The organism is Hoylesella shahii (assembly GCF_937990675.1).
Taxonomy (GTDB): domain Bacteria; phylum Bacteroidota; class Bacteroidia; order Bacteroidales; family Bacteroidaceae; genus Prevotella; species Prevotella shahii.
Genome location: NZ_CALKQY010000046.1, coordinates 18,811 through 43,814, shown reverse-complemented (window position 1 = coordinate 43,814; position 25,004 = coordinate 18,811). Strand labels below are relative to the sequence as shown.

General features: G+C 47.1%; 14 protein-coding genes. 4 read left to right on the top strand and 10 right to left on the bottom strand.

Annotated elements, in window-relative coordinates; translation table 11 throughout:
- Nucleotides 1-365: 365 nt before the first annotated feature.
- From QME03_RS06855 to QME03_RS06840, 4 genes are all read right to left on the bottom strand, one after another.
- Complete coding sequence (locus QME03_RS06855) at nucleotides 366-833, bottom strand: nucleoside deaminase (RefSeq protein WP_281723878.1); 468 nt, start codon at nucleotides 831-833, stop codon at nucleotides 366-368.
- 2 nt (nucleotides 834-835) lie between these two features.
- A complete protein-coding gene (gene aat, locus QME03_RS06850; RefSeq protein WP_281723877.1) occupies nucleotides 836-1,480 on the bottom strand; it encodes a leucyl/phenylalanyl-tRNA--protein transferase in 645 nt (214 codons plus the stop codon).
- 211 nt (nucleotides 1,481-1,691) lie between these two features.
- Nucleotides 1,692-3,974 (bottom strand): AAA family ATPase, encoded by a 2,283-nt coding sequence (locus QME03_RS06845; protein WP_281723876.1) that lies wholly within the window; start codon nucleotides 3,972-3,974, stop codon nucleotides 1,692-1,694.
- A gap of 5 nt (nucleotides 3,975-3,979) precedes the next feature.
- The gene (locus QME03_RS06840) at nucleotides 3,980-4,282 is read right to left on the bottom strand and encodes an ATP-dependent Clp protease adaptor ClpS (protein ID WP_025815425.1); all 303 of its coding nucleotides are present in this window, start codon (nucleotides 4,280-4,282) and stop codon (nucleotides 3,980-3,982) included.
- Nucleotides 4,283-4,984: 702 nt separating this feature from the next.
- On the opposite strand from QME03_RS06840, the gene QME03_RS06835 reads away from it, so the two are divergent.
- From QME03_RS06835 to QME03_RS06820, 4 genes are all read left to right on the top strand, one after another.
- Complete coding sequence (locus tag QME03_RS06835) at nucleotides 4,985-7,417, top strand: TonB-dependent receptor (protein ID WP_273146489.1); 2,433 nt, start codon at nucleotides 4,985-4,987, stop codon at nucleotides 7,415-7,417.
- Between the two features lie 39 nt (nucleotides 7,418-7,456).
- On the top strand, nucleotides 7,457-8,908 hold the full coding sequence (locus tag QME03_RS06830; RefSeq protein WP_025815426.1) for a hypothetical protein: 1,452 nt from the start codon (nucleotides 7,457-7,459) through the stop codon (nucleotides 8,906-8,908).
- A 142-nt stretch (nucleotides 8,909-9,050) separates the two neighbouring features.
- Nucleotides 9,051-10,442, top strand: coding sequence for a hypothetical protein (locus QME03_RS06825; RefSeq protein WP_281723879.1), 1,392 nt, complete (start codon nucleotides 9,051-9,053; stop codon nucleotides 10,440-10,442).
- Between the two features lie 55 nt (nucleotides 10,443-10,497).
- Entirely contained in the window at nucleotides 10,498-11,559 is a 1,062-nt protein-coding gene (locus tag QME03_RS06820) for a DUF4876 domain-containing protein (RefSeq protein ID WP_281723875.1), read from the top strand.
- A 709-nt stretch (nucleotides 11,560-12,268) separates the two neighbouring features.
- On the opposite strand, the gene QME03_RS06815 is transcribed toward QME03_RS06820, so the two are convergent.
- The 6 genes from QME03_RS06815 to QME03_RS06790 form a co-directional block, all read right to left on the bottom strand.
- Entirely contained in the window at nucleotides 12,269-13,720 is a 1,452-nt protein-coding gene (locus tag QME03_RS06815; protein ID WP_281723874.1) for a glycoside hydrolase family 10 protein, read from the bottom strand.
- A 157-nt stretch (nucleotides 13,721-13,877) separates the two neighbouring features.
- A complete protein-coding gene (locus QME03_RS06810) occupies nucleotides 13,878-15,293 on the bottom strand; it encodes a DUF4623 domain-containing protein (protein WP_281723873.1) in 1,416 nt (471 codons plus the stop codon).
- 244 nt (nucleotides 15,294-15,537) lie between these two features.
- Entirely contained in the window at nucleotides 15,538-17,403 is a 1,866-nt protein-coding gene (locus QME03_RS06805) for a RagB/SusD family nutrient uptake outer membrane protein (protein WP_281723872.1), read from the bottom strand.
- Nucleotides 17,404-17,414: 11 nt separating this feature from the next.
- The gene (locus QME03_RS06800; protein ID WP_410521761.1) at nucleotides 17,415-20,858 is read right to left on the bottom strand and encodes a SusC/RagA family TonB-linked outer membrane protein; all 3,444 of its coding nucleotides are present in this window, start codon (nucleotides 20,856-20,858) and stop codon (nucleotides 17,415-17,417) included.
- Nucleotides 20,859-21,687: 829 nt separating this feature from the next.
- Nucleotides 21,688-21,822: a hypothetical protein gene (locus tag QME03_RS06795; RefSeq protein WP_281723870.1), complete on the bottom strand. Its 135-nt coding sequence runs from the start codon at nucleotides 21,820-21,822 to the stop codon at nucleotides 21,688-21,690.
- A 93-nt stretch (nucleotides 21,823-21,915) separates the two neighbouring features.
- Nucleotides 21,916-24,105 (bottom strand): glutamine synthetase III family protein, encoded by a 2,190-nt coding sequence (locus QME03_RS06790; protein WP_273112811.1) that lies wholly within the window; start codon nucleotides 24,103-24,105, stop codon nucleotides 21,916-21,918.
- Nucleotides 24,106-25,004 lie beyond the last annotated feature (899 nt).

Sequence of the window (25,004 nt, the reverse complement as noted above, 5' to 3'; positions counted from 1 at the left end):
CAAACCTTCGCGAGAATCGATTATTTGCGAACGAATGGCAGTTGGTGAGCAAAAATGGCATTCACAATGTTAAATTTCACGCCGTTTATTTTACATTCTCTAAACCATAAAGTAAACGGATATAGAGAAAAATGATAAAAGAAGATGGCGCAACACCCCCCATTAAAAGCAATTTAACCCAAAAGAGTGATTAGAATAGCTTGGATTTTTAGTTTTGTAGTGCATATTGCTTGTGTTAGGCTTGAAGTCGATATGCACTACGCCAAAAGGATAACACAAGCAAGATGCCAATCAGTCACGACTTTGGGAGGTGCTTAAAGCCACAAGTGGCTAGGCATCCTTCCCCCGCATACACACCCACCGCCTTAATACTCGGTTTTCTCCACCTTCCCTTCCCACATTTTAAAAGCATTAATGGCCTCCTCGGGCAACAACAGCTCCATATTTTTGCTGCGTTCGTTAGGTTTAAGTGCTATTTCATGGTAGATGAAATCATCGTCGAAACCGATGTTGGCGGCATCTTCACGGTTATTGGCATAGTAAATGTTATCCAGTCGCGCCCAATAAATAGCACCAAGACACATGGGGCAAGGTTCGCACGAGGTGTAAATGTCGCACCCAGCGAGGTTAAACGTACCCAATTTACGGCTAGCCAATCGTATAGCACTCACTTCGGCATGTGCCGTTGGGTCGTTATCGAGCGTAACACGGTTAGCCGCTTCGGCCACAATCTCGCCATTTCGGGCAATTACTGTGCCAAAAGGGCCACCACCATTATTCACACTTTCTTCGCTCAAGGCAATGGCCCTGCGCATCAGTTCGTTGTTGTTCATTTCTATTCTTGCTGTATAATCTTAAGGTAATCGTCGTAAGGAATGAAGCGTCCACCCATCGAGCGCAGGTGAGCCGTTTCGAATTGGCAGTCGATGAGCAAGCCTTCATGTTCGTGCATGTAATGCGCTAAGAAGATAAGCGCAAGCTTACTGGCACTAGGAACAAGCGAAAACATACTCTCGCCAAAGAAGCATCGGCCGATGGTAACGCCATAAAGACCACCCACAAGGCGGTCGCTCTGCCACACTTCAACGCTGGCTGCAAAACCCTGTTCGTGCATTTTGCGGTAGGCTTTTATCATATCAACGCCCAGCCAAGCACCCTCTTCTTTGATACGCAGACGGCTACAATGTTTCAGTACATCGTCGAACTGCTGGTTAAACGTAACATTGTATGTGCCCTTATTAATTAAGGAGCGCATAGAGTGCGACACATGCACCTCTTCGGGGAAGATAACAAAGCGCTCCATGGGGCAATACCAAAGTATTTTTCGGTTATAACGGAAGGAGTACCAAGGAAAAATGCCATAGCTGTAGGCCAGCAACATGCGGTCTACAGAAAGGTCTCCGCCAACGGCTAACAAGCCATCGGGTTCTCCCAAGTGTGGGTCGGGAAACCAAAGTGTTGAATCAAGCGCGAACACCATAGTATAATAGGAATTTGGTTAACACCATCCGCGCGCTGCCCCAGTACATAAGCAGGTGTGTGGCCTGTGGAGACAAGCTCCAGCATAGCGCGCAGTATTCCCCCCTCAACGACCTTTTCAGCCCATTGTACGCGTAAAGAATGCTATATGTAGAAACAAACTTGGGCATTGCGAGAGAGATATTTTAAAACGATGTTAGCGATAGTGCAGCTCATTTTGGCACGTCGAGCACCAGCTGCATATTGGTGTCGTCGGGTGTTGGCGGTTCATTGGTCAGTGTTTTCACGATGGCCTTTCCGCCTTTTTTCAGCTTTCCGAAGAGAATTTCTCGGGTAAGCAGAGGTTTAAGCTTTGCAGCGATAACGCGATCCATCTCGCGAGCGCCGTACAAAGGTGTGAATCCCACCTTCAACAAATAGTTTTCGGCCTTCTCGTCGAGCGTTAGTTCCACGTTTCGGGCAAGCAATTGTTGCTTTAGGGCATTGATTTTTTTCTTTAATATCAGTCGAGCCATTGGTTCATCCATATCGTGGAACACCACGGTAGACGACAGTCGGTTGATGAATTCTGGTTTAAAAGTCTTCTTCACCTGTGCCATCATGGCTTCTCCGCGCGATATTTTGCTAGCAAATCCCACGTTGGCTTGGGATGCAAATTGTGCACCAGCGTTGCTCGTCATGATGAGAACCACGTTGCGGAAGTCGGCTTTCTGCCCTTTATTATCCGTCAAACGCGCATAATCCATCACTTGCAAAAGGATGTTATAGATATCAGCATGCGCCTTTTCTATTTCGTCGAGCAGCAGCACACAGTTGGGCGACTTACGTATAGCATCGGTAAGTAGTCCACCATCTTCATAGCCCACATATCCAGCTGGCGAGCCAATGAGCTTAGCAACGGCATGTTTTTCGGTGTATTCGCTCATATCGAAGCGCACCAGTTCGATGCCAAGTTCGGCAGCTAGCACGCGAGCCACCTCGGTTTTTCCCACACCTGTGGGGCCCACGAAGAGCATTGCGGCCAGTGGTTTTCCCTCTTCGGTGAGTCCAGCCTTAGCCGTTTGTATGGCTTGAGTTACCAGTTCTATGGCCTTATCCTGCCCATAGATTTGCTGTTTCATACGTTTTTCTAGGGTGAGCAGAGCCTCGTTGCCCTCGTCTTTGAGAGCCACGGCCTGCACTTTGCACACCTTTGTAAGCACATCGGCCACGAGTTCCTTGTCTACCTTTTGTCGTTTGGTGGGCAGTGGGTGCATTTGTCGGTAGGCACCAGCCTCATCTATGAGGTCGATAGCTTTGTCGGGCAAAAACCTATCGTTGATATATTTAGCGCTAGCTTTCACGGCAAACTCAATCACCTCTGGCGCATAGGTCACGTTATGAAACTTTTCGTATTGTCGTTTCAGTCCGCTAAGGATTTTCACAGCCTCTTCGGGCGAAGGTTCGGGCACGTCAATTTGTTGAAAGCGACGCACAATACCCGCGCTTTTTGCAAAATAACGATTATATTCGGCATAGGTGGTGCTTCCGATAAAGCGCACATCTCCACTTTCGAGATAAGGTTTGAGCATGTTCGAGGCATCCATTGAGCCTTCGCTTGCACGCCCTGCGCCCACAAGGTTGTGTATCTCGTCGATGTAAAGGATGGTATTTCCCTCCTCCAGCAGCCCGTCCATCACCTGCTTAATGCGTTTTTCGAGATCGCCGCGGTATTGTGTTCCTGCGAGCATTGTGCCCATATCCATCTGATAGATGCGACAGCCTTTGAGTCGTTCAGGCACATCTCCGTTTTCAATCATTGCAGCAAGTCCGTAAACCAGCGAAGTTTTGCCCACTCCAGGCTCGCCCACGTGCAGCGGATTATTCTTTTCTTTTCGGCAAAGCACTTGAATGGTGCGTTGCAATTCGTTTTCTCTACCGATGAGCGGGTTATGTTTTTTATAGGTTTCGTTTACGCAAGTAACCAGCGAGCGCCATAGTTCTTCGCGCTCTTCATCCATATCGAAATCGTCGTTAAAGGCGTCTGTATCGCCATAACCCGACAAGCCGTCGTCGCTATCATAGAGACTAACCAGTTCGGCGACAAAGCTTGAAGTGTTTTCTCCTAGCTGTTTGCCCAGTAAATAGGCAGCATTCGAATCTTGCAAACCCAGCAAAGCCATCACTAGATGGGGCACTTGCACCACCTGAACCTCGGCCAACATAGCCAGTTTATGCGCATTATCGAGCAACAGTTCCATCTGCATGGAGTGGTTAGGCAACTGATTCCAATCAACAGGCACAGTCTCCATCTTCGTCACCACATCCACTAGTTCGGCATTTAGTCTTGCTACGTTACCTCCCGACGTTTGCAACGAGAGCGCAAAGTTTTCTAAGCCCGTTAACGCCAGAAGCAAATGTTCGGGTGTAACGAACTCATTCCTATAGAGTACGGAATAATTTCGTGCCCCATTGAGAACCAAGTCGGTATCGTAAGAATTGATATATGCTGGCATAATGATTACCCAGGTTGACAGGTTAAACGTAAAGGGTAGCCTGCTTGGCGTGCCATAACAGTGGCTTTTCCCACTTTAGACATAGCCACATCGTAGCTATAAACGCCCACAACGGCTTTATCACTTCGGTGTACGGCGAGCATGAGCGATTCAGCTTCGGCATCTGACTTAAAGAACACAACCTTTAATATCATCACGACGAAATCCATTGTGGTGAAATCATCGTTATGAATTAACACCTTATACTTGCGCGGCTCGTGCAGGTTGGTACGCACACGCTCTCTAATTGCTTCTTGTTGCTTTGCCATACTGCTGCAAATATAGCGCGAAAGCTTGAAAGATCAAAACTTTTTAGCGTAAATCATTGTGTATAACTGCAGTTTTTCGGATTGTGATACAACCTAACAGCCATCGGGAACAACATTCGCTCGATCGACACCCATAACAGTAGGTATTTGCTTCTCTAATCCCTATCGCACAAGGATATGTTTCTTAGGTATTTTCATCGGTTAATTTCGTTGCTTTTTTAGTTATACAACAACACGAAAACAGACCAATTCTATGCCAAAGATTATGAACAGCATCCTTATTTATTGCTCCCCTATTCTTAGTAGACACGAAAGAAAGGTGTGTAAACATTTACCTAAATTTCGGTATTGCACAACTTGTAAATTATTAAGACCTTTGCAGCGATTTATAAACGTTATATTATCTAACAGCTGCAAATGTAAATAGCAATGCCCGCAACACCTGCTGGCAAGAAGAAAGCGTCTGATTAAGACACCACTCACCAACGTTTACAAGTAAATACTACGTTTATCTACAAACGTTACATACCTGCAACGCTTATATATAATAAGGTATAGGCATGTTTGGCGAAATTCTTAAACAGGCAAACTGCAACTACTACACACCGACCCACAGATAACGAGCCGGCCAAAACGGCCCCTTTCGAGAGGCCATTACTAATTAATAGGGAAACAATAACTCTACGTTATCTATAAACCAATATGAAATTAAATGAAACAAACAAAAGGTGCACTGCCCCTTGGGCTTGTTATGCTCGGCATGTGGCACTGTTCTTCACCCTTGCCTTGTGCTTAACGGGCATGCCATTGTGGGCCTATGCCACAGAAAACGTGTGCCTGCAATCCCCCACCAGCGATGATGCCATCATTCAAAACGTGGTGGTGGTGAGCGAAAGTTCTGGCGAACCCATTGCTGGTGCTGTGGTTAGATGCAACGCGGCCTTTGCTCCTGTAGTAACAGATGTTAATGGGCACTGCCAACTTAAACTAAAAGCCAATACCGAAAAGGCTAGAATTGAGGTATCCTCAGTGGGTTTTAAACGGCTTGTGCGCTCGTTTGCGCCCTCCCTTTCGCAAACACTTACGCTAAAAATGGCCGACGATGCCAAGATGATTGGCAACGTTGAGGTGACGGCAATGAAACGCCATACCAACCAAATGCAACAAACGGCGACTATAGGAAGCGATGCGCTGGAGAAAGGTGGAGCTACTTCGCTGGCCAAACTGCTTGAAGCGGTGCCGGGTGTAAGTTCTATCAGTACTGGCAACACCATCGCCAAACCTGTTATTCAGGGCATGCACAGCAGCCGAATTTTGCTTATGAACAACGGTGTTAGACTGGAAAGCCAAAGCTGGGGGGCTGACCATGCGCCCGAACTAGACTATACGGGGTCGAGTATGGTTGAAGTGGTGAAGGGTGCCGAATGCATTCGCTATGGCTTTGGCGCCATGGGTGGCGTGGTATTGCTTAACGATGCGCCACTGCCTTGGGGCAATAAGCACCTTACCACCAAGGGAAACGTAAACTTGGGCTACGACACCAACGCACGAGGCGCTAGCGGTAGCGCCACTGTTGAGGCGGGTTATGGTCGCTGGGGGGCACGAGTTCACGGCATGTACACCAAAGGTGGCGATTACAGCACGGCCGATTATCGCCTTAACAATACGGGATATAACACCATTAGCCTATCGGGGATGCTGGGCTACGAAGGCAAACACATCACGGCCACAATCTTCTCTAGCATTTATTATCAACGAAGTGGCATCTATTACGCCAGTAAGGTGAGCGACTTAGACCAACTTGTGAAACGCTTTGAGTATGGACGCCCCGACCCTCAAACCATTCAACCCTTTTCTTACGAGATTAAACCGCCTTTCCAACAGTCGCAACACGTCACGCTAAAGGGCGAACTGAAATGGCGACTCAACGCCAATCATCAGGTGGATTTCACACTGTCGTTTCAAGAAAATCTGCGTCAAGAGTTCGAAAATCGTAAAAAAGCACAATGGAGTTGGATACCCATGCAAGACCTCATCCTTAAAACATACAAGGGAGATGTGTTGTGGCACGCCAAATGGAAACTGTGGAAAATGACCACCGACGCTGGACTTTCTAACACTTATCAAACCAACTATAACTACCCTGGCACCAAACAGCCTGCCTTTGTGCCCAACTTTGCAGCCCTCTCCATGGGTGGATACTTCTTACACAAGGCCGAATGGGGCAAGCTGCAGATGGCTTTGGGTATGCGATACGACTTCCGCGTGATGTCGGTTAACGGCTATACCAGTTTGAGTAACTATACTTATTACGACGATTTTAAACTTTATAGCAACTTCACCGCTAGCCTGGCAGGCCATTATCAGCTTAACGACAACTGGGATATGAGGGCGAATATCGGTTGGTCGTGGCGTCCACCAGACATCAATGAGCTGTATGCCATCGGCCTTCAAGAAGGCTCTTACTGGGTGATTGGCAACAGACACCTGGCCAGCGAAAGAGGATATAAGTCGGTGGTGGGCGTGAGATATCGCAACACGTGGTTCAATATCGAACCCAGTTTCTTCTACCAACGCATCAATAGTTATATTTACGACCACATCGGAACGGGCAAAGACCGATTTCATAACCACCCTAGCGGCAAGTACCCCAAGTTTATTTACGACCAAGATGATGTGCAACTAACGGGTGGCGACATCGAAGCTACAGCCAAACCGATTGAAGGACTCACACTCGTGGCTAAAGGAGAATGGATGTTTGCACGCAACATCACACGCAACGACTGGCTGCCCTTTATGCCATCCGACCGCTATGGACTCTCGGCCACCTACACCCGACTGCTCAATAAAAGCGGTAAATGGCGCGCAACGCTGTCGCTATCGGGAATATATGTAACGAAACAAACTCGATTCGACCCCGATAAAGACCTCGTAAGCGACTCGCCCGACCCCTATTTCTTGCTCAACGGCACCGCCGAAGTGGCTTGGCGCATGCCCCAACACCGCGAACTAAAACTGATGCTCGTGGGCGATAATGTGCTGAACAATCTTTATAAGGAGTACACCGACCGCTTTAGGTACTACGCACACGAACGTGGAGCCAACTTCTCTCTGCGAACGCTCTTTAAATTCTAAAGACGTCGCTACTTCAACTATCACATAACAAGAAACGCTATGCTACACATATCATTTAAAAATGCTGCTGCAACGCTAGGCTTTATGATTCTTGCCTCTGCCTGCAGCAACGAACAGGTGGACGATTTCTTTAAAAAAATTATCCAAGCTCCTCCCTCGTCTATCGAAAGAGACGTGAAAGGACACGACCAGATATACAGCGTGCACGCCATTTTAAGAATGGGATATAAAGGCGGACTTATCGGTGTTGGACCGAATGGCGACGACTCCGTAACCGTTTACAACACATATCACGTGGCTACAGATAGCACCGTGGTGCCCATCACGCAAGAAATAGACATCGTAAAAGACGATAACGGAGAGATGACCGTCACAACGAGCCGACAACAATTTGATGTTGTGGCTGCACCCAACATCTATTATGGACTGGAATTGAGGTATTACGACCAAAACGGAATGCTCATCAATCACCAATTCTCGGCCTATCCCTTCATCAAAGATAAAGATGGGGTGAGTGTTCCTGACGAAAACACCTCTACACTGATGATGCACCAACACTTTTTTGGCATTGGCAACACCACGCTTGCTGCCGACGACTCGCTGAAACTTAACTCCAGCGCTGCGCAACAAGGCTTGCAACTGGCCTACCCACGCACACTTACACAGCCCGCCACCTACATCGACCGATACACTTTTAGGGAAGATGGCGGACAGGCTGTTGCTGCCACCAAGTTCTCGGCCACAAATATCTTTGCGCCCAGCAACTTTGGCTATGGCCAAAACAATGTGGTTTACAACCCCGAACTTGCTTGGAAAGCCATAGAACGCTCTGGAAAGCCCGAAGCTACACAGCCTTACACCGCTGACGATGGCAAAACATACAACCTTTTTAGGGTGATTGACATGATGGAACTAAATAAACTAACACCAGAAGTGTTTACCTACGAGTATAGAGACACCGACCCCGTGGAGGAAGAATTGGGAAAACTCTTCGTTGATTCGTACAACGACGACTTTACCGACCCCGACACTGATGCACCAAGGCAACGCTACGGAGAAACAGTGGGACTGCTAAGGCAAGCACGAAGCTTAGATGCCGGCGCTCCTTTAGACAGACTGGGCTTTAAAGGCGTGCTGCAATTTAAGCTGGCCCACATCTGTTTTTCGCTGCAAGTAAAGATTTGTAACATCCTTAATAAAGGTCAACAGCACGTGGGCGAACCCGAAAAGCCAGCCAAATACGTGAATGCTGCCAATAGCGAAAATGGTTATCTATGGGACTTTAACCAAATTCAGTCGGGATGGGACAGCTTCGACATCGACTATCCCCTACCCGTTAGAGTGATTGCCGATGTGAAAGACGGACAAGAGAAATGCGTTGCCGATGCCAAACGCTTCTATCCCAGCATCGACGCTGCACAACTTTGGATGCTGCTAACACAGCCTTCTTCCTTCTTTTACAAACATCGCAGAAGCGTGGTGGCCATGTAATTAGCCACAAAAGGCCTAGCCCAAGAGGTGAAGGCCATAACATTCAACTACAATAAACAGACTCATGCACTATATAAACCTATCCGACAGCGCACATAAGGCGCAACAACAGCCTGCCAAACGCTGCCTTCGCACGCAAATAATGGCTGTTTTGGTGGCCATAACTGCCTTAACCACTCTTGTGGCTTGCGACGATTTCGTGTTCGGAAACGTGAACATCAACTACAACGACAACCCTCTTGAGGCCAAACCCATACCTCATAGCGGAGCCGACAAGTACGTTGATAGCTTAAAAAAAATACACATCGCCGAACCTCTTACTAATAACGACCCCAACGGCGCCTTCGCTAATTGGGCTACTTGCTTGGCAATGTTCAAAGAAGGTCACTCGCATGGCGATGGGATGATGCACGGAAACTTTGTGTATCACAATGCTCCTTGGCGACAAGAACAGTTTGCTATTATCCACAACAACAACGCTACATGGCCCGATGTGCAGGTACAAAAACAAAGCACTGTTACTTATCTGGAACAGTATGCTGGCAAAGAGGGACCTAACTACATTCGCATCATTGGCGGACGACTGAAGCGATGGGGATTGTGCCTCTATTTCTTCGACAAAGATGGTAAGCTAATGAACGACGATATTCTAAACCACTCGGACGAGTATCAAATATTCTTCACCGTTAGCGATGTAGACGATAAAGGAAACCCTTACGAAATAACCGACTGCCGTGGCACTTGGCACCCCAAACGCAATAGGTTTGGCGAATGGAAAAAAGGCGGAACGATTGACAATACGCCCGTTGCTTCGCCTTTCTTTGCCGACAAAACCACCTGGAAACAACGAGCCGACGCCACACCAAAGATTTTTGAATACACCTATCGAGATACTTGGATACACGATGCTATGGGCGATGGCGCTCGCGAATTGTTTAATCAAAGGTTGCTCGCTCCCTTAACACGAAAGGATGCCGACTGGGCTGTGGCTCCCTACGACCAAGACCGCGTGGGACTTAAAGGACACTTTAACTTCGACCTCGATGCCGATGAGAACGACGACTTGCATAGCGAGTGGCCACTGGAAATTACAAAACGCACCGACCCCGCCACTGGCGAGGCTGGAAAATACACACGCCCTTCATACCTGCTGCCACAATTCTACCTCTCGGTGAGGGTGATGAAGTGTCCTAAAGGCAAAAAAGCACTCATACCACGCAACGAATATCTGCGCCGACACTCAACCTACGAGTTTATTAGTGAACTTATCTGCGCCGACTGGTTCAACCCCGACGAACCAAAAGAGTATGGTGCAGACTCGCAATGGCAAGAGGTGATACGCTTTAACATTCCCATAAAGGTGTATTGCAGCAGCTTCGATACCGACCCAACGGCCATCGACCCCAACGACCCGTTCTATTATTACCTGGGACTTGAAATTGGATTAACACCCGCCGAAGCACTCGAAGCCTCGCAAAACCTGCAAACCCACGGCGTGGGCGGTGGCTCGGGATTTGGAAACTGGTTTCTATAACCTGCTCATAAACGCTTGACACAACGCTTCAGATAACAATTAACAACAAAACAACATGAAACAGCTTGCAACGCTCATGCTCCTTGCCTTGCTTACAGGATGCGTGCGCAACGAATTGCCCGTTAAACAGTCAAACGCTAAAACCAAGGTCGACCACCTTATTATTAAAGAGGTGTTCTACATTGGCCACTATTGGGTGCGCGATGTGAGGCAATGGGGCTTTAAAAACAATAACAATAACTACAACGACGACCAATATATCGAGATTTATAATCCCACCGATGAGGTGCAATATCTCGACAATTTGGCCCTCTGCGCACACGCCATCGACCCCACAAAGGTTATCACCTTCGCCCCGAAAGACGATTTTGTAAATCGCTATTACGGCATTAATGCACTTGCCTTTTTCCCTGGAAAAGGTAAAGATCTGCCCATACAACCCAAACATTCTATCATCGTTGCAAAATATGCCGTAGACCATAAGGCTGCTTTCGAAAAAGAATTGGAAGGCGAAGACTTGTCGATGTACAAGGGCTTGGAGGCTTTTCTCGACCTGCGCAAGGCCGACTTTGAATGGACTAATGCCGACTACGACCACTCGGGTAAAAACAATCCGAACGTGCCAGACCTGAAAGCAATCATGACCAGAAAAGACCAACGCGGGAATATCTTACCCTCGTTCGACCTGCAAGAGGTGTCGGAACATGGCGGTATTGCACTCATTAAGTTGCCGTGGACTCCCGAAGACTTTGCACAAAACTATAAAGAAACAAAAGACAAACCGGGCTATCTGCACTATATCACTATCACCAGCAGCGCCTTTGCCGACTTTGAGGCTATCGAAATTCCGTTTGCCGATGTGATAGATTGTATCACCATTTGCCCCAAAAGCCAATTTCAAATGCGACCGTGCAAACTGGATAAGGGCTATAACGCCGTTACCGACGTGCCGTTTATCAGCATCAAAAATATTGATTACCCCACTTATTCGGGATTGGCGCTTACTAGACGCTGGGACGGTAGAAAGTTTGTTGACGACGATAACACCAAATCCGACTTCAAAGTGCAAGTGGCTTCGCTCTCAAGGAAAGACGATAAGGGCAACCCCATTAAATAATTGCACGTCGATAATTTGATGTTTCCGTCTACATTCCTTATCTTCTGCACACTGTTGATAAAAGTTTGTTGCTTCAGGGTAAAAACTTTTATAAGCTAGTAACAACAAGGGCTGACACTTCGCACGAGGTGTCAGCCCTTTTGTTTAGCTTTAACCCAAATGGTTATTAGAGCATAAACAGATTATGTTTTAATGTCGAACAGATTGCCTGTCGTTATAATGCAGGCGTAGCGGGCTACGTAAGTTGCAAAGACATACAAGAAAACTCGGGTTTGCAGCACTTTTATTGCTGCTCGCACGGGGGTGGCTTGTGGTTCTACAGACAACTAATCTCGTTCTACAACACAACTAATCTCGTTATACAACAGATAATGCACAGTACAGGCTATCTTGTACTGCTACTACAAGCCACTTGTACTGCTACTACAAACGGCTTGTAGTGCCAGTACAAGGCGCTTGTAGCAATGCTACAATCAGCTGGTACCCCACTCTATAGCCCCAAAAGCTAACGCGAAAAGACGAAAAGGGTAAACAAAAAATGCGCAGGGAGACGCCTCACGCGTGCCCTGCGCCACCATTAAAATTGAAACATTAAATTTAACCCTTAAAATATAAACTCTGAAAAAGATTGAACTAAAGGGAAGGTTGCCAGCTATGCGCCAACAAAGCGCAACACTGTGTGCAACAATGAGGCAGAGCGAGCACCCTACTAGCGCACCTCTACCATTGCCGAAGGTTCGCTCTCGGCATTATCTTTCTTGCTAACAGCCGTAACAAAATAGGTTCCAGCATCGGCCAAAGCCACTTCTTGCTGGCGTGTTACGGCCACCGTTACGGCTTCTTTTCCGACTCCATTGCTACGATAAACGGCATAATAAGCGCCTTCTGCGCCATTCCATTGCAGGGTTTTGCCGTTAGCCCTCACGTTTGTGGGTGTGGCAGGCAGCGTAGCAGTGTACTTACCGAGGTAAGGCAGCACAGCAGGAAGTTTGTAAGCCTCTTTAATAGCCGCGAGAATGTTAACAGGATTTTCGGTTAAGTCTTTGGCACTATAAAGCACACTACCCATAACCTTCTTGTATCTCTTGGCAAAAGCAAACTGGTTGCTCAACTCTGCGGCACTTTGATAGGCTGGCGTTTGAACTGAACCAAACTTATAAGTGCCATAACCCACAAAGAGCGCATTGTTAAAGGTGAACTGTGACCACCAATGCAGACGATGATTGAAGTTGGTTTGTGCACTTCCCATAGGGAAATACAACTGCGGGATGATGGCTTCGGTCCAGCCCTCGCGCGACCATTTCAGCACATCGGCATACATACGGTCGTAGTTATAAGCGGGATCGGCAGCAGGGCTCACGGTGAAAGCCACCTCGGGACGAGTGGCTTGTATCACATCATGAATGCCCTTCACCGTGAGGTCTACATTGTTTCGGCGGAAATCTTCTATCGTGATAGAAGGTTTGCCCTCGCCATCCTTCGGTGCAAAACGCATAAAATCGTTGGCATCCTTGATGCTTTCGCCAGCAGTGAGCGCAGGATAGAAATAATCATCAATGTGCACACCATCAACATTATACTTGGTGATAAGGTCTTTCACGATGTCGAAGATGCGTTGGCGCACCTCGGGCAATGCAGGATTGTACACCCTAATGGTTTTATAATCCACCGTCATTGTCTGCGGAATGCGGCTATCCAGTTCGGGGAAGTTGGCATCGGTGGCTTTTTTAGTAGACACGCGATAAGGGTTGAGCCAAGCATGAAAGGCAATACCGCGCTTATGTGCCTCGTCTATCATAAACCGAAGCACGTCGTATCCAGGGTCTTTATCAGCTTCGCCGGTGATGTATTTGCTCCATGGTTCGTAGTCCGACTTATAAAATGCGTCGGCCATGCCTCTTACTTGCACGAACACGGCGTTGATATTGTTTTGTTCGAAGAGGTCCATATAGGCCACATAACTAGCCTTTTGAGCATCGGCGTCGTAGTTACCGCGAGGCCAATCCAGTCCCCACACGGTGGCCATCCATACGCCACGCAATTCTTTTTGGGGCAAAAGGGGTTGGGTAGCGGTTTCGGTTTGGCTGTTGTTGTCGTCGTGATGACAAGCCACAACCAAGACGGTGCTCAGTGCCAGAGCTATTTTTTTCCAGGTTTTCATATTCCGAATGTTTAAAATTGTGATGGTTCGAACTAGAAGAGCGAAGCAATAAGGCGGTTGCACATGCTTCGCCCTCGAAGCTTATAAGCCATTTGCATTTAACTTTGAATTTTAAAGTGAGGCGACAGACGCCTTTAAAGCGCCAGGCCAGCAGTTATTAATCATCCTTATCCTGCGCCAGTGGCACCTCAACGATAACAAAGCCCGACTCAGCTCTCGATGCAAAGAGATATAGTTTGGCGTCTTTGCCGTTGGCATCTTGCTCAATATAGAAGTTGGTGGTGGGCGATGGAGCTGCATTTCCTGCACCACCCAGGATAAACGAGTAAACAGGTGTGTGCTCGCTTGCCGCCTCAAAGCGTTCTAAAGCTTCGGCTAGGTTGTTGCCTTTGCTAATGTCGTAGACGTAAAGCGTGGGCGTGGCCTTACTGGCACTACCAAAACCAGCTGCACAGGTGATGAGATAGCGTTTTTTATTAAACATAAATGCACGTGCAGCCACGGCCTCAGCGGGTTGGTTCTCAGCGCTTAGACTAAACTTTTTCTCAGCTGCGTTACCCGTAAGTGTGATGGGCATGGCCAGTCCGCTATATAGATAATCGCCCGTATTGGCATAACGGTAGATGTTCATGGCCACCTTCATCTTAGCGTCGGCAGGTAAAATAGTGGGGTCGCCCACTGTTTTATGATCAGACACGGTGAGTCTTAGGATGTTTTGTGCCGTGTTTTCGCCAAAGAAGATATAGCCATCGCCATTCTTATCAATGTTCAACGACATGTTATCGCCATAGCGTTTACCCGATTCGGGGATGTCTTGCACTACAGAACTGAATATCAGTTGGGGTACAGATGTGGGTGTTTCCCAGTAATAAATCTTCAAAGGCGAAGGCTTACCGCCTGCCAGCGAGGCCATATATACATGTCCATTGGCCAGCGCACCCATATTATAGGGGAATGTACCACCGCTAACATCGGTGAGATCGAGTGGCAGACGGTTAATAACACCCGCCTTCAAATCGTCTACTTTCAACAAGTGCGGTTTGTTAGCCGAACGAGTTACCACCAGAACATGTTGCCCATCAAAGTCGGCACAACGTGTGCTGAGCGTGTTAAAGTCTTCGTAACGATTGTCTCCTGTAAAGCTATAAACCTTAGCTTCATTAAATTCAGCTCCTGTAGGCGGTATGCGTTTGCGCACCGTCATAAAGTAATCCTTATAGCGATTGTGGTTAAGCACGCGAATGGTGAGTTTCTTTTGTTCGTCGTCGCGAGCCATTTTGCAGTCTACAATGGTGTTTTCGAGTTTCGCTCCATCAGAGAGCGTAGCCTCAAGTTTCAGTGCAGCGAAGTTGGTTAGGGTGTCAAGCTTCGGGAACGACACCTCTTTTTTCTCTTCATCAATCTTTCCTTCTACTGTTTTATCGCCATTGGCGCCCACGTTCACTATCTTAATCGACAGCAAGTTGGTGTCGTATGGTGCATCCATACTGTTTGGATAGTTGTCGCCACACGATGCGAGAGCAGCCATCATCATCATAGCTGCCGCCAATCCTATGTTCTTAAGCTTATACATGCTTTTTTTGAGTTTAAAGTTTGTGTGTGATGAGGGAAGGGGGAGTTAGGATTTGGGGTGTGTTGCTTAAGGCGTGAGTAAGTTAAAGTCTAAGGAGCGATTACCAATGCCCGTTGGCATGGTGAGCAGTAGCCTAGTTTTATGGTGCAACATGCTCCTTTTCGCTTGTCAAGCAAGTAAACTTCTTGTCACATTATCCTCATTTCACCCTTTCATCTTTCCCCTTTCGCACTCATACTTTATATTAATATCCCTCGGGCCATCCCTTTGTTTGACTTAGATGGTATCCCTCTTTGGCGTAATTCTTAATATCGTTATAGCCGATGGGCGAGAGATAGGGGTTAACGTTAGGCAGGTTAAGGAAAGGCAATCGGCCAATCGTTTCTTTCGGATAGAAGAAACCCTTCATCAGATTGGCATTTTTACCATTATAGGTAACCAGTTTTCCTGCTGCATTCATCACGCGATAAGCTCCCACAGTTTTATCGTTAAGCACCTTAGGTAGCTCGGTTGGGAAGTTCACCCAAGTACCCATCAGTAGGTCGGGGTTAGCATCGGTGTCCATATAGTTAAGCTTCTTCCATCTACGCAGGTCGATAACGCGCGAGAATTCGAAAGCAAACTCCATGCGTCGTTCGCGTCTTATTTCCCATAGAAGTGGCGAAACATCGGCGTCGCGCTTTGGGTCGTTATTCAAATCATCTAGTTTCATGGCCGCCGTTTGCTTCACGTGGCGTTCTATTGCTTCGGCATCGAGTGGGCGTTTACGTATGGCGTTAATAGAACGGTCGATGTCTGCCTGCGTAACAGCTGCTTCGCCCAAGGTTGCTAGTTCTGCTTTAGCCTCAATCCAGTTGAGCAACACCTCTGCATAACGCATCACGGGATAGCCCGTTACGTTTTTATCGCCCTGAAATTCGGGTGCAGGTGAGCCACCGGTTATGTTGAGATACGAGAGTGCCGAGCGTGGAATAAACTTGGTAACATATAGTCCGCAGCTCTTTGCATTCTCTGTTGGCTTGTGATAGAACGATGCTTCGAAACGTGGGTCACGCGTTGCTATCAAGCTATCGAGCGTGAAATCTTTGGCGGCAGTCATTGTGGTTGAGTTCCAATCTTTGCCATCGTTGCAGATAAATGCCTTGATAAGGTCGAGGTTTGGCCCCATATCTGTGGGCGAATTAAGGTTGCAATACGATGCCACACAATGTGTTACGCCCTGTTCAGCATCATATTTACGATAGAAGATGCAATCCTTAGCCTTGGTTAAATCGGTAGAACCGAAGAGCGAACGGAAGTCGGTTGCGATGGCATACCTATCACTATTCATAACCACCTGCGCAGCTTCAACGGCTAGATTGAAGCAAAGTTTGGCGCGTTCGTTGTTTTGATAGTGGTATTTTTGCCAGCTACCTTCAAACAAGGCCCATCTCGAAACAAAGGCGGCCACCACATATTGGTTTACATATTGTGCGCCATCGTCTTGTTTTACGTTTTGCAGGGCATAGCGGAAATCGGAAAAAACCGAGTCCATCACTTCGTTTCGCGGATTGCGTTCTTTGTAAATCTCGCTCAGTTGGTCGCGATGTACTTCGTGACTATAATAAGGAACATCTCCGAAAACGTTTACCAATCGGGCATATTCCAGAGCATGAAAGAAGCGTGCGATGCCCAACCAGTGGCGGAATTGCTCGCCCGTGAGTTTGTCGCCCATTAGTTGTTGGATTCGGTCTTTCATCACACAGGCTTTTCTAACCCATGCAAAGTTCCACGACGGACCGGTAAACTGGCTTTCCCAATCGAGTGTAAGCTCTATGCTTCCTTTCGAACTAGGCACCGCCCGACTAAATTGCGGTTGCGAACCTTTAATCACAACATCGTCGTTAAAGTTGTATTGACCATTAGGTGTGTATGCCGTTTGGCCATATCCCACGCCATATCCAGGGAAGAAGTTTGGATAAAAGGCGTTGGCATAAAGGCGAACATTGGTTTCGTTCACCCAATATTCAGGGTCTTCAGCTGTGGTCTGTGAGGGTCTATCCAACACATCGTTGCAGCTAGTGCAAGCAAAGGCACAGGTGGCGATGAATGAAAATATCTTTAGTTTCATAAGAATGTCATTTAGAAGGTGAGCTGTGCGCCAAACGATAGCGACTTAAACACGGGTGTTCCTGTACCAGTTCGGCCTAGGTTGTAGGTGTGTCCCGAGGTAAACATCGAGTAACCCGAGATTGCTTCTGGGTCTACAGGCAGTCCGCGCAGGTTATCAAAAGTAATAAAATTCTCTAGCGAGAGATAAAGTCTTGCCTTTGTGAGTCCCACTTTGTTAATCAAGTTCTGTTGGAACGAATATCCTAGGTTGATATTCTTAACACGCAGGTAGGCCATGTTCAGCAGATACTTGCTTTGGCGTTGCATGCTAAAGCCCGTATTATTGTTACCCAAGTCCCATGCACGTGGGTAAAAAGCATCTGTTCTGTCTTCTCTCCAGTAGTCGGTTGCAAAAGCTTTGGGTATTGCTCCTTCCTTAGCGTTAAATCCGGGGATAGCCAATTGGCCCGAACCCCATATCTTGCGTTTGCCAATACCTTGGCAGAAGATAGAGATATCAAAACCTTTATAGTCGGCTCCGATGCGGAAACTATACTCGTAACGTGGCGTAGAGTTGCCAATAACAGCCAAGTCGCCGTGGTCGCCATTGGTTGCCGAGCCAGCATTGATATATCCATCGCCGTCCAAATCTTTAAATTTCACGTCGCCAGGTGCAAACACCAGTTTGTCGCCATCTTCGTATTGCACTTGATAAACGGGGTAACGAGCCGTTTGTTTGTTGGTAGAACGGAGCGTACCTTTATAAATAACGTTGGTGCGAACGATGTTTTTGCCTGTGGCATCGTATTCAAAATCCTCCTTTTGGAACAGTCTATCGGTAACTAGTCCATAGATATCGCCGTATCTACGACCCGTTGAAAACTCGTCGTAAACACTTCTCACTTCCCATGGCTTGTGATAATCGGCGCCTTGAATGACGGTTGTGATAGCATCCGAGAGCGAGAAAGTGGCGTTAACGCCCACTCCATTGGCAAAGCGATGGTTGAAATCGAGCGACACTTCCCATCCTTTGGTTTGCAGATGTCCGAAGTTACCTTTGGGCGAAGATGTTCCTAGTGTCACTGGTAGTTCGTTTCCAGGCACAATCATGTCTTTCGTATCGCGCTTAAACCAGTCGAATGTCACACCCAGTTTATTGTCTAAGAAACGCAAGTCAACACCCAGGTCAAGTGTTTCGATGCGTTGCCAAGTGATATTTCTATCAATCAACGCTGGTGTTCCAAACAAAGGCATGCGTTTGTTGCTGCCATCAAGCCATGTGCTTGTGGCATTGGCCATTACGGCACGATACAAAGTGTTGGGCACAGATTGGTCTCCGATGCTTCCCCACGATGCTCTGAACTTACCAAAGCTCACCACTTTGGTGATGCTTTGCGCAAGAGGCTCGTTGGTAAACACCCATCCTGCTGAGAAAGAAGGGAATGTGCGCCAGCGCAAATGCTTAGGAAACTTCGACGAGCCGTCGCGTCTTACGTTGGCTTCGAGCAAATAACGGTCGGCATAAGCATAGTTCACACGTCCAAAGAAGCCCAATTGTCCTTCCCAGTTGCGGTTGCCATCGCCGTTATATACACCTCCAGCCAAATGGAATTGCGGGTTTGTTTGGTCGATTAGTCCGCTACGTTCGGTTTGATGCGAGCTCCATTTGCTGGTTACTTGGTTCATACCAGCCATAAATTTAAAGGCATGTTCCTTCTCTGCCCCCAGTCGTAGGTTGTAAGTGGTATAGGCATTAATGGTGTTATTGTCGGCAGCACGAGTGTTTTGTCGTACATAATTGGCACTAATATTCGAGTAATAGTCTTCCACGGGGAAGCGATAAGCGGGTATTCCGCCCGTATCGGTTCGGTTCCCATTCTCGTCTACGTACACGGTATAGCCGTTATCTAGCCACTCAATGGGGTTATACCACACTTGTGCGGCACGATATTGCACTGTCGACTCGTTTGTTTCTAATGCGCTATGGTCGTAGGTATAATCCACTTTGAAGTCCCAATTCTTCGTAATGTTAACCGTTAAGCCAAGGTTAATATTAAAATATTTGTCTTGACGGTTATTAGTATTGGCTGCTCCCAGTTCGTAAGAAGGCTCACGAATGGCGTTGCCATCACTAGTTACACCAATGGGGAACTGTGGACTCCAGCGGTAAAGATAGAGCCAAGGGTCGGAAGCAGTGGTTCCAACGCCTGGATAACGTTTGTTACGGTCTGAGTATATAGAACTCATTCTCACCGTAACCCACTTGTTAAGTTCTGATTGCAACGACAGCGAAGCGTTGTAACGGCGAAAGTCGTCGTGCTTAGCAGTGCGCGACATTCCATCTTGTGAGAAATATCCCAGACCTATATTATAAGAGGTATTGCCCGACTTACCATTAACCGAGAGGTTGTGTGTCATTGAAGGAGCCCAGCTTCTCACCATGGCTTTCACGCCATCGTAGATGCGATAGCCAAATTTTTGTCCTCCTATAACCTCCCAGTCGCGACCGTATTTCACAGGGTCGTCCCAGCTAACGCTACCGCCATACTTCTCTTGCCACTCGCGCATGCGTTGCAAACTCTCTGCACTGATGCGCCAAAATCCACCAGCGGGCAGGGGTGCACCGCGGTTAATCTGCGCATCTAGGGTGTATTGCAAAGCGTCGATGCCACCCATCTCCAGTTTTCGGGCTGGGTCTTGAAACGAGAAGTTATTAGAATAGTTCACCTCCAAGCGGTTGCTCTTTGCTCCATTCTTTGTGGTTATGAGCACAACACCAAAGGCAGCCTTAGCACCATAGATAGAAGCCGAGGCTGCATCTTTAAGTACAGATATGCTTTCCACATCATTGGGGTTCACCACTTGAATGCTAGGTATTTCCACATTATCAAGCAAAATGAGTGGGGCATTGTTTCCTTCGATAGACCCAATCTGTCCGCGAATCTTGATAAGTGGGTCTGAACCCACCTCACCCGTGGGAACGCGCACGTTCATACCGGGCACAACGCCCTGCAGTCCACGACCAATATCGGCGATAGGCCTACTCGTGAGACTCTTATTTACATCTACACTGGTAACAGCTCCTGTAAGATTGGCTTTCTTTTGTGCGCCATATCCCACCACCACCACTTCGCCCAAGGCCTTGCTATCTTCTTTTAGCACGATGCGCATATTGGTTGTAGCCTTCAGGGTTTGTGGCAAGAAGCCCACATACGACACCACTATTTGGGCGTTAGCCGACGACAGTCGCAGTTCAAATTCGCCGTTCACATTGGTTACATAGGCGTTGTTTGTACCCTTTTCGGTTACGCTGACACCAATTAATGGTTCACCATTGCTGTCGGTCACAACACCTTTGGCCACTTTGCTTTGCTGTTGCAGGGTGGCGTTGCCCGAAAACTGGTGCGTGGCAGCCACGTTTTCGGCGTGAGCCTTTGGCAAAACAGCCCCAAACCCAAGTGCAAGGCACAGCATGAGCGAAGCTTGCCGAGGCATAAAGCTTAACCCAAGTCTTTTTCTTTGGAATCCTTTGAAGAGGTTGTCCGTTCGGTTAGAATACTCGTTCATGTTGTTTACATATATTAAGATTTGCAGCGCGCACCATAATTAGCCCGCTTGGGCGACTTTGTTTGTTGCCTGGGGTTCACTCCATGCCGTTGTTTGCACTGTGTGGGCAACGTTTTAAGCTGCCATTGTGCATACTTTGCATGATAGTTGTTATAGATACGTGCTTACGTTTTTAGTTTTTTGTTATTGCTCGCTTGGTTTTTCGAGCGCTTTCTGGCGGATAGTTGTTCGCTAAATGGTTTTGGTTAGCAGTTTTGTGCGTGTCGTCGTCTCCTTATGCTGCATGTTCTTACACTTACTGCCGAGACCTGGCACTGCTCCTACCCATTGGCGAGGGGCGAATTGTTGAGTCTGAGTCTATAAAGGTTGTTTTTTAGACACTCAATTTGTTCGTATTCCTTAATAAAGGTTTTACAAATATAGGTCAAATATCTGTAGGTTGTTAGGTTTTATGCAATAATTAATGTTTCTTTTCGTATTGTTAATACATTTTAAGATTTAAATCAGGGCGTATTATTTGCCTTTCCTTGTGTCTGTTTACTATTTTACACCTTGCTTTTTGTGTTTACTCGGGGGCTGTGCGCAACAAATGCACGTAGATAAACATACCTTATCGATTGCCTTTTGCAGGGCATACCCTACTAAACAATGTGTGAAACGAAAATCTCACCACTCTTAATGTGCCCAACATAACGCGTGCGAGATGGTTAATAAACGCACCTCACAATTAATACACTCACACCAAGTGGCTAATAAACACGCATTCGCGGTAAAACAGCAAACTTAACGATGCCGTTTTACCGCGAATGGGTGTGTAATTAAAGATGTATGGCAAGGTGTTGCGGCTATCGTAGTAGCGTTTCTGCCGCATGCTTCTTACGAATATGTTACCTTGTCTACTTACATCAGAAGCAAATCCACTTTCTTACTCATCCACTTACAACCTTACTACCTTACTACCTTACTACCTAATAAATAGCAATTCTCGATACTTAGGCAGTGTCCAAAGTTCGTCGGCCACAAGCAATTCCAGTTTATCCACTTCGTAACGAATGGTTTCCATGCGAGGAGCAATGTTGTCGTGATAGGCAATAGCCTTTTCTCTTTCGCAAGAAATATTGTTAGCCAACTTACGTGCAGCCACCAATTCTTCCACTTTTGTTTCGATGGTTTGTGTGCGCTGGGCAATCTCTTCAATGATTTTCACGTTGCGCGAGGTGAGAATACGCGCCTTTTCGTTACCAAAGATGCCGAACATACTCTGCACGTTCTTGGCCAATCTGCTTTGATAATGCGTGGCAACGGGGATGATATGGTTCATGCAAAGGTCGCCCAATACGCGTGCTTCTATCTGAATTTTCTTGGTGTAAATTTCCCATTTCACCTCGTTGCGGGCTTTCAGTTCGTTGCGTTTCATCACGTTTAGACTTTCGAACATCTGCACACTGGCTTCGTCGAGATACCTATCAAACACCAGCGGACAACTTGTTTCGGTATCCAAACCGCGGCGTTTGGCCTCTTCTACCCAAGCTTCTGAATAGCCATTGCCATCAAAAACGATGGGTTTGCAAGTGCGAATATCGTCGCGCAACACGCTCACAATGGCCGATTTCAATTCTTTTCCTTCGTTCACCAGCGCATCAACACGTTGTTTAAAGCTGTTGAGCGCTTCGGCCACAGCCGAGTTTAGCACGATAAGCGCCGACGAACAGTTGGCTTCCGAACCTAATGCGCGAAACTCAAAACGGTTTCCTGTGAAGGCGAAAGGCGACGTGCGGTTACGGTCGGTGTTATCGATTAGCAACTGCGGTATCTGTTCGATGTCTAGCTCCACGCCCTTTTTACCTGCCACGGCAAACTCTTCGCCATCGTCGGCACGCTCTATTCGGGTTAACAGTTCGCTTAGATGCTTACCTAGAAACGAGGAGATGATGGTCGGAGGGGCTTCGTGTCCGCCCAAACGATGGGCATTGGTAGCACTCATTATTGAGGCTTTGAGCAAACCATTATGGCGATACACACCCATAAGTGTTTCGACAATAAAGACGATAAAGCGCAAATTTTCGTCAGACGTTTTACCCTGAGCGTGTAGCAACACGCCTCTATCGGTAGAAAGACTCCAGTTGTTGTGCTTGCCACTGCCATTAACGCCAGCAAATGGTTTTTCGTGTAACAGCACGCGGAAGCTGTGTTTGCGTGCCACCTTCTTCATAAGCGACATCAACAGCATGTTATGGTCTACGGCCAAATTGGCTTCTTCAAAGATGGGTGCCAGCTCAAACTGGTTGGGCGCCACTTCGTTGTGCCGTGTTTTGCAGGGTATGCCCAGTTCTAAGGCTTGTATTTCGAGGTCTTTCATAAAGGCTTGCACACGTTCGGGTATCGTTCCAAAATAATGGTCGTCCATTTGTTGGTTCTTTGCCGAGTCGTGTCCCATCAGCGTTCTGCCTGTAAGCATCAGGTCGGGGCGAGCAAAATACAAACTCTCGTCTACCAAAAAATATTCTTGTTCCCAGCCCAAGTTACAGGTAACCTTCGTTACTTCGGGGTCGAAATATTGTGCAACGGCAGCTGCAGCGGTGTTAACGGCATGCAACGAGCGCAGCAAAGGTGCTTTATAGTCGAGCGATTCGCCCGTATAAGATATAAAGATGGTGGGAATACACAATGTGTCGTCGATGATAAACACTGGCGATGTGGGGTCCCAGGCCGAATAACCACGAGCCTCAAAGGTGTTGCGAATGCCACCATTGGGGAAAGAAGAGGCATCGGGTTCTTGCTGAACAAGCAGTTTTCCTGAGAATTCTTCAATCATTCCACCCTTTCCGTCGGGTTCAACAAAGGCATCGTGTTTCTCTGCCGTGCCCTCGGTGAGGGGCTGAAACCAGTGTGTGTAATGCGTCACACCGTGCTCGTTGGCCCATTGTTTCATGCCTTTGGCTACAGCATCGGCAATAGAGCGGTCTAGACGCGTGCCATTGTCGATAACGTCTGTAAGTTTTTCGTAAACATCGGCGGGTAGATATTTGTACATTTTCGCACGATTGAAAACATACTTTGCAAAAAACTCTGATGGTCTTTCTGCTGGTGTAATCACTTCCAGTGGTTTCTTTTTGTAGGCTTCTGCCACAACTTCAAATCTCAAGTTTGCCATTGTTGATATGTTTTTATCTAATTGGTGTGGTTCTTAAAGGGCATTCGGCACAACCGTTTATTTACTTACTGTTGTTCCACGCTGCAAAAGTACAACTTTTTGCGTTAAAACACCATGTTTTTATGGCATAATGAAGCACAAGTTAGGTTATTTTTATAAGTTTGTTTGGCTCATGCTGTGGCATATACCTTGCTTGGAGCGCTAAGCGCTGTGAGCTGGCGAGACGATAAACTGGCGGGCAAAATGCAACGAGCCAACAACGCGCCACCGATTTGTAAAGTTTTACTACATAGATTTAACACATTTCTAGCCCGTTTTATCCATCACGCCACCCTCTTGCCGAAAATTATGGCGTATTTTCAAAGTTTATAACCACGTGATTTTCAAAACATTACTCTCAAAAACTAGCAAAAACACCCATTTTTGGCCTTTTTTTCGTTGTTTTATGCATTTTCCAACACTGGATGCGCATAAATATTGGGGTTGTCAGAATTAAAGACTAAAAATGTGTTATAGAGCACCTTTCTAGCCGTTTTCTTCGTGTTTGGCGGGCATTTTCTACCTTTAACCGCGCAAAACATAGGTTTTTACCCTGCGTTTTGCTGCAAATAGCTCTGCGTTTTGCTGCAAATAGCCTTGCGTTTTGCTGCTAAACGCGAGGTGTTTTGGTGCTAAACGCATTACTAAATGGTGGTTTTTGTTCAACAAAGATTTGCATATTCTTTCGCCGTTTTACTTCAAATGGCGTAAAAATGGCTCAAATTGACCTACTGAAAATCATGACAGGCAACCTTTCTAGAAGACTAAAATGCGGCAAATAGCCATAAACTAGCCGTTTTTTGGGGTAACCACCTCGCCAAAAAATGCTTTTTTGTGTGCTTTTTGTACACTTTTTGCCC

Excerpts from the sequence above, each read along its gene's own strand:
- QME03_RS06855 (WP_281723878.1), bottom strand. The coding sequence starts at position 833 with ATGAACAACAACGAACTGATGCGCAGGGCCATTGCCTTGAGCGAAGAA.
- aat (WP_281723877.1), bottom strand. The coding sequence starts at position 1,480 with ATGGTGTTCGCGCTTGATTCAACACTTTGGTTTCCCGACCCACACTTG.
- QME03_RS06845 (WP_281723876.1), bottom strand. The coding sequence starts at position 3,974 with ATGCCAGCATATATCAATTCTTACGATACCGACTTGGTTCTCAATGGG.
- QME03_RS06840 (WP_025815425.1), bottom strand. The coding sequence starts at position 4,282 with ATGGCAAAGCAACAAGAAGCAATTAGAGAGCGTGTGCGTACCAACCTG.
- QME03_RS06835 (WP_273146489.1), top strand. The coding sequence starts at position 4,985 with ATGAAATTAAATGAAACAAACAAAAGGTGCACTGCCCCTTGGGCTTGT.
- QME03_RS06830 (WP_025815426.1), top strand. The coding sequence starts at position 7,457 with ATGCTACACATATCATTTAAAAATGCTGCTGCAACGCTAGGCTTTATG.
- QME03_RS06825 (WP_281723879.1), top strand. The coding sequence starts at position 9,051 with ATGGCTGTTTTGGTGGCCATAACTGCCTTAACCACTCTTGTGGCTTGC.
- QME03_RS06820 (WP_281723875.1), top strand. The coding sequence starts at position 10,498 with ATGAAACAGCTTGCAACGCTCATGCTCCTTGCCTTGCTTACAGGATGC.
- QME03_RS06815 (WP_281723874.1), bottom strand. The coding sequence starts at position 13,720 with ATGAAAACCTGGAAAAAAATAGCTCTGGCACTGAGCACCGTCTTGGTT.
- QME03_RS06810 (WP_281723873.1), bottom strand. The coding sequence starts at position 15,293 with ATGTATAAGCTTAAGAACATAGGATTGGCGGCAGCTATGATGATGATG.
- QME03_RS06805 (WP_281723872.1), bottom strand. The coding sequence starts at position 17,403 with ATGAAACTAAAGATATTTTCATTCATCGCCACCTGTGCCTTTGCTTGC.
- QME03_RS06800 (WP_410521761.1), bottom strand. The coding sequence starts at position 20,858 with ATGCTGTGCCTTGCACTTGGGTTTGGGGCTGTTTTGCCAAAGGCTCAC.
- QME03_RS06795 (WP_281723870.1), bottom strand. The coding sequence starts at position 21,822 with ATGCGGCAGAAACGCTACTACGATAGCCGCAACACCTTGCCATACATC.
- QME03_RS06790 (WP_273112811.1), bottom strand. The coding sequence starts at position 24,105 with ATGGCAAACTTGAGATTTGAAGTTGTGGCAGAAGCCTACAAAAAGAAA.